The sequence below is a fragment of the Cryobacterium sp. 10I1 genome (assembly GCF_035019805.1).
Taxonomy (GTDB): domain Bacteria; phylum Actinomycetota; class Actinomycetes; order Actinomycetales; family Microbacteriaceae; genus Cryobacterium; species Cryobacterium glucosi.
In genome coordinates this window covers 1-4,425 of sequence record NZ_JASJVF010000255.1, presented here as the reverse complement: position 1 = coordinate 4,425, position 4,425 = coordinate 1, and the positions used below count along the sequence as shown (strand labels likewise).

At 68.4% G+C, this 4,425-nt stretch carries 4 protein-coding genes; 3 read left to right on the top strand and 1 reads right to left on the bottom strand.

Annotated features, from left to right (window positions below; all coding sequences use genetic code 11):
* Positions 1-39: 39 nt before the first annotated feature.
* Positions 40-531 (bottom strand): inorganic diphosphatase, encoded by a 492-nt coding sequence (locus QN345_RS15920; RefSeq protein ID WP_134446288.1) that lies wholly within the window; start codon positions 529-531, stop codon positions 40-42.
* Positions 532-576: 45 nt separating this feature from the next.
* Between QN345_RS15920 and tilS the strand changes: the two genes are divergently transcribed.
* From tilS to ftsH, 3 genes are all read left to right on the top strand, one after another.
* Positions 577-1,815 (top strand): tRNA lysidine(34) synthetase TilS, encoded by a 1,239-nt coding sequence (gene tilS / locus QN345_RS15915; RefSeq protein WP_323508856.1) that lies wholly within the window; start codon positions 577-579, stop codon positions 1,813-1,815.
* Positions 1,796-2,347, top strand: a complete 552-nt coding sequence (hpt, locus tag QN345_RS15910; RefSeq protein ID WP_134446290.1) for a hypoxanthine phosphoribosyltransferase — start codon at positions 1,796-1,798, stop codon at positions 2,345-2,347. Before tilS ends, hpt begins: the two co-directional genes overlap by 20 nt.
* Before the next feature lie 87 nt (positions 2,348-2,434).
* The coding region (gene ftsH / locus QN345_RS15905; RefSeq protein ID WP_323508855.1) for an ATP-dependent zinc metalloprotease FtsH at positions 2,435-4,425 on the top strand (1,991 nt) is incomplete at its 3' end.

Here is a 4,425-nt window from a genome sequence, read left to right as displayed (position 1 = left end):
CGGCAGCGCGCGAGCGCGACGCACGAAGCGCGCTAGAGGTCAGTGGCCCTCGGCGGCGAGCTTCTTGATGCCGTCTTCGACGATCTGGTTGGCTTCGGCGGCGTCGCCCCAGCCCTCCGTCTTGACCCACTTGTTCGGTTCGAGGTCCTTGTAGTGCTCGAAGAAGTGCTCGATCTCCTTGCGGGTGTACTCCGGGATGTCGAGGACGTCCTGGATGTGGTCCCAGCGGGGGTCGCCCGCGGGAACGGCGATGACCTTGGCGTCAGAGCCGCCGTCATCCGTCATGTTGAAGACACCGACCGGACGCACCGAGACGCCGACGCCGGGGAACAGCGGGAAGTCGAGCAGCACGAGAACGTCGACGGGATCGCCGTCGAGGCCGAGGGTGTTCTCGAAGAACCCGTAGTCCGTCGGGTACACGAAGCTCGTGTAGAGCACACGGTCGAGGTAGACCCGTCCGGTCTCGTGGTCGACCTCGTACTTGTTGCGGCTTCCCCGGGGAATTTCGATTACTGCGTCATATGCGGCCATGGCCTGGTCTCTCCCTTGTTCACAGTCTCCGGATAACGTTACTGGATGGAGTCAACGCGCCGCCCGAGACTGACACCGGAGATCGCCGACATCCGCCGGGCGATCCGCGCCGTGCTGGCGGACGCCGGGCTCGGCTCCTCAGCGTCGCCGCAGGCTTCCGGGTCCGAACCCTCCGCCCCGGGCGCCTCCGTCCCCGGCGCCTCCGCACCAGACGCCGAAACGCGCGGCCTCGTCCTCGTCGGCCTCAGCGGCGGCCCGGATTCGCTCGCGCTCGCGGCCGGGACTGCCTTCGAGGCAGCGCGGGCGGGACTCCGCGCCGGGGCCGTGATCGTCGACCACGCCCTGCAGCCCGGGTCCGCGGACGTCGCCGCCGAGGCCGCCCGGCAGGCAGCGGCCCTCGGCCTCGACCCCGTGCTCGTCGTGCGCATCACCGTCGACCACGGCGAGAACCACCGGGGGAGTGCCGCAGACACCGACCCCGCCGAGACCTACAGCGGCCCGGAGGCCGCGGCCCGCACCGGCCGCTATGCCGCGTTCGTCCGTGCACTCGCCGACACCGGCGCGAGCCACGTGCTGCTCGGTCACACGCTCGACGACCAGGCCGAGACCGTGCTGCTCGGCCTCGCCCGCGGCTCCGGCCCGGTCAGCCTGCACGGCATGCTGCGGGTCAGCGGCGCGTACCTCCGCCCCCTGCTCGGGATCCGCCGCGCCCAGACCGTCGCCGCCTGCACGGATGCCGGCCTCACCCCCTGGACGGACCCGCACAACGCGGAACAACGGTTCGCCCGCGTCAGGGTACGCGACACGGTCCTGCCGTCGCTCGAGCGCGAGCTCGGACCCGGTGTCGCCGAGGCACTCGCCCGCACCGCGGACCTGTTGCGGGAAGACGCCGCAGCCCTCGACGAACGCGCGGCGGAGCTCGCTGGCGGATCCTTCGAGATCGTCGCAGGCGGTATCCGTGTGCCCGTCGAGGTGCTCGCCGAACAGCCCGCCGCGCTCCGGAACCGGCTGATCCGGCTCGCGGCGGCACGCACAGTCCTGCGCGCCGCCGGTGCCGGCGCTGGCACCGTCGTGATGGCCCTGCCCCGCGGGGCGACCCTGGCCGTCGGCCGGCTCGTGACCGATTGGCACGGCCAGGGCCCGCTCGACCTGCCAGGCGTTAGAGTTGTACGGCACGATGGCTGGCTCGTCTTCACCGGGCCCGGCCTCGCACGGCACGCACGGCCAACTGAATACGCACAAAGCAAAGGACCCTCCCTCCCCCATGGAACCCCGCGACATTGATGGCGACCTCACCGAAATCCTGATCGAAGAAGAGCAGATCCACGGCCGCCTCGCCGAACTCTGCCGCCGGATCGAAGCCGACTACGCGGGCAAGGATCTCCTGCTCGTCGGTGTCCTCAAAGGCGCAGTGATGGTGATGGCCGACCTGGCCCGCGAACTCAAGCATCCGATCGCGATGGACTGGATGGCGGTGAGCTCATACGGCTCCGGAACCCAGTCGAGCGGCGTCGTCCGGATCCTCAAGGACCTCGACACCGACCTGCACGGCCGCAACGTGCTCATCGTCGAGGACATCATCGACTCCGGCCTGACCCTGTCCTGGCTGATCGCGAACCTCAAGTCCCGCCAGCCGGAATCCGTCGAGATCTGCGCGCTGCTCCGCAAGCCGGACGCCGCCCGGGTCGACATCGACGTCAAGTACCTCGGCTTCGACATCCCGAACCAGTTCGTCGTCGGTTACGGCCTCGATTATGCCGAGAAGTACCGCAACCTGCGTTCCGTTGCCGTGCTCGCCCCGCACATCTACTCCTGAGAAGCGGATGCCTGCCTCGGCCTCGCATCGCGCTCAGGGCGAACACACGGTGACCGCTCAGTGCGGGCACGGTAGCCTGACAACACGATGAACGTCAAGAAGCTACTCCGCGGGCCACTCCTCTACATCATTCTGGCGATTATCGCCGTCTGGATAGGGTCGAGTCTGATCACCATGTCCGGGTTCCGAGAGATTCCGACCGCACAGGGACTCCAGTTCCTCAAGGACGGAAAGGTCTCGGAGGCCAAGATCGTCGACGGCGAGCAGCGCGTCGACCTCACACTGTCCCAGGCCGACGACAAGCTCGGCACCAAGGTGCAGTTCTACTACGTCGCTCCGCGTGGCACCGAGGTCGTCAACGCCGTCACGAGCGCCGACCTGTCCGGCGGCTTCACCGATGAGGTGCCGCAGACCAACTGGTTCGTGACCCTGCTCGGCTACCTGCTCCCCGTGATCCTGATCGGCGGGTTCGCCTGGCTGATGCTTTCGGGCATGCAGGGCGGCGGCAACAAGGTCATGCAGTTCGGCAAGTCGAAGGCCAAGCTCGTCTCGAAGGAGAGCCCGCAGGTCACCTTCGCGGACGTCGCCGGCGCAGACGAGGCCATCGAAGAGCTCGAAGAAATCAAGGACTTCCTCAAGGAACCCGCGAAGTTCCAGGCCGTCGGAGCGCGCATCCCCAAGGGTGTGCTGCTCTACGGCCCTCCCGGAACCGGTAAGACCCTGCTCGCCCGCGCCGTCGCAGGCGAGGCCGGGGTGCCGTTCTACTCGATCTCCGGCTCCGACTTCGTCGAGATGTTCGTCGGCGTCGGCGCGAGCCGCGTCCGCGACCTGTTCCAGCAGGCCAAGGAGAACGCCCCCGCGATCATCTTCATCGACGAGATCGACGCCGTCGGCCGCCACCGCGGCGCCGGCATGGGCGGCGGGCACGACGAACGCGAGCAGACCCTCAACCAGTTGCTCGTCGAGATGGACGGCTTCGACGTCAAGGCGAACGTCATCCTGATCGCCGCGACCAACCGCCCAGACATCCTCGACCCCGCGCTGCTCCGCCCCGGCCGCTTCGACCGCCAGATCGGCGTCGACGCCCCCGACATGCTCGGCCGCAAGAAGATCCTCGAGGTGCACGCCAAGGGCAAGCCGATGGCGCAGGGAGTCGACCTCGAGGTCCTCGCCCGCAAGACCCCCGGCTTCACCGGCGCTGACCTCGCCAACGTCCTCAACGAGGCCGCCCTGCTGACCGCACGCTCGAACGCGCAGTTGATCGACAACCGCGCCCTCGATGAGGCCGTCGACCGGGTGATGGCCGGCCCGCAGCGCCGCACCCGCATCATGCGCGACAAGGAAAAGCTGATCACCGCCTATCACGAGGGCGGCCACGCCCTCGTCGCGAGCGCAATGAACAACACGGACCCTGTCACGAAAATCACCATCCTTCCCCGCGGCCGTGCCCTCGGTTACACGATGGTCATGCCGCTCGAAGACCGTTACTCCGTCTCCCGCAACGAACTCCTCGACCAGCTCGCCTACGCGATGGGCGGCCGTGTCGCGGAAGAGATGATCTTCCACGACCCGACCACCGGCGCGAGCAACGACATCGAGAAGGCCACGGCGACCGCCCGCAAGATGGTCACCGAGTTCGGCATGAGCGCCGCCGTCGGCCCGCTCAAGCTGGGCCAGGCGTCCGGTGAGATGTTCCTGGGTCGCGACATGGGCCACCAGCGCGACTACTCCGAGCGCCTCGCCGAGAGCGTCGACACCGAGGTGCGCCTGCTGCTCGAGGCCGCCCACGACGAGGCATACGAGGTGCTCGGCAAGAACCGCGCCATTCTCGACACGCTCGCCGCGGAACTGCTCGAGCACGAGACCCTCGGCCAGACCGAACTCGCGCCGATCTTCGCCGGCATCGAAAAGCTCCCGCCGCGCCCGCAGTGGCTCTCGAGCGACAAGCGCCCGGTCTCGGACGTTCCCCCCATCGAGATGCCGCTGCCCAAGGCGCCCATCGAAGAGGGCATCGTTGACGGCGGAGTGTCCAGTGGAGACGCCGCAGAGACCAAGCCCAAGCGCGCGCCCGCCCGCAC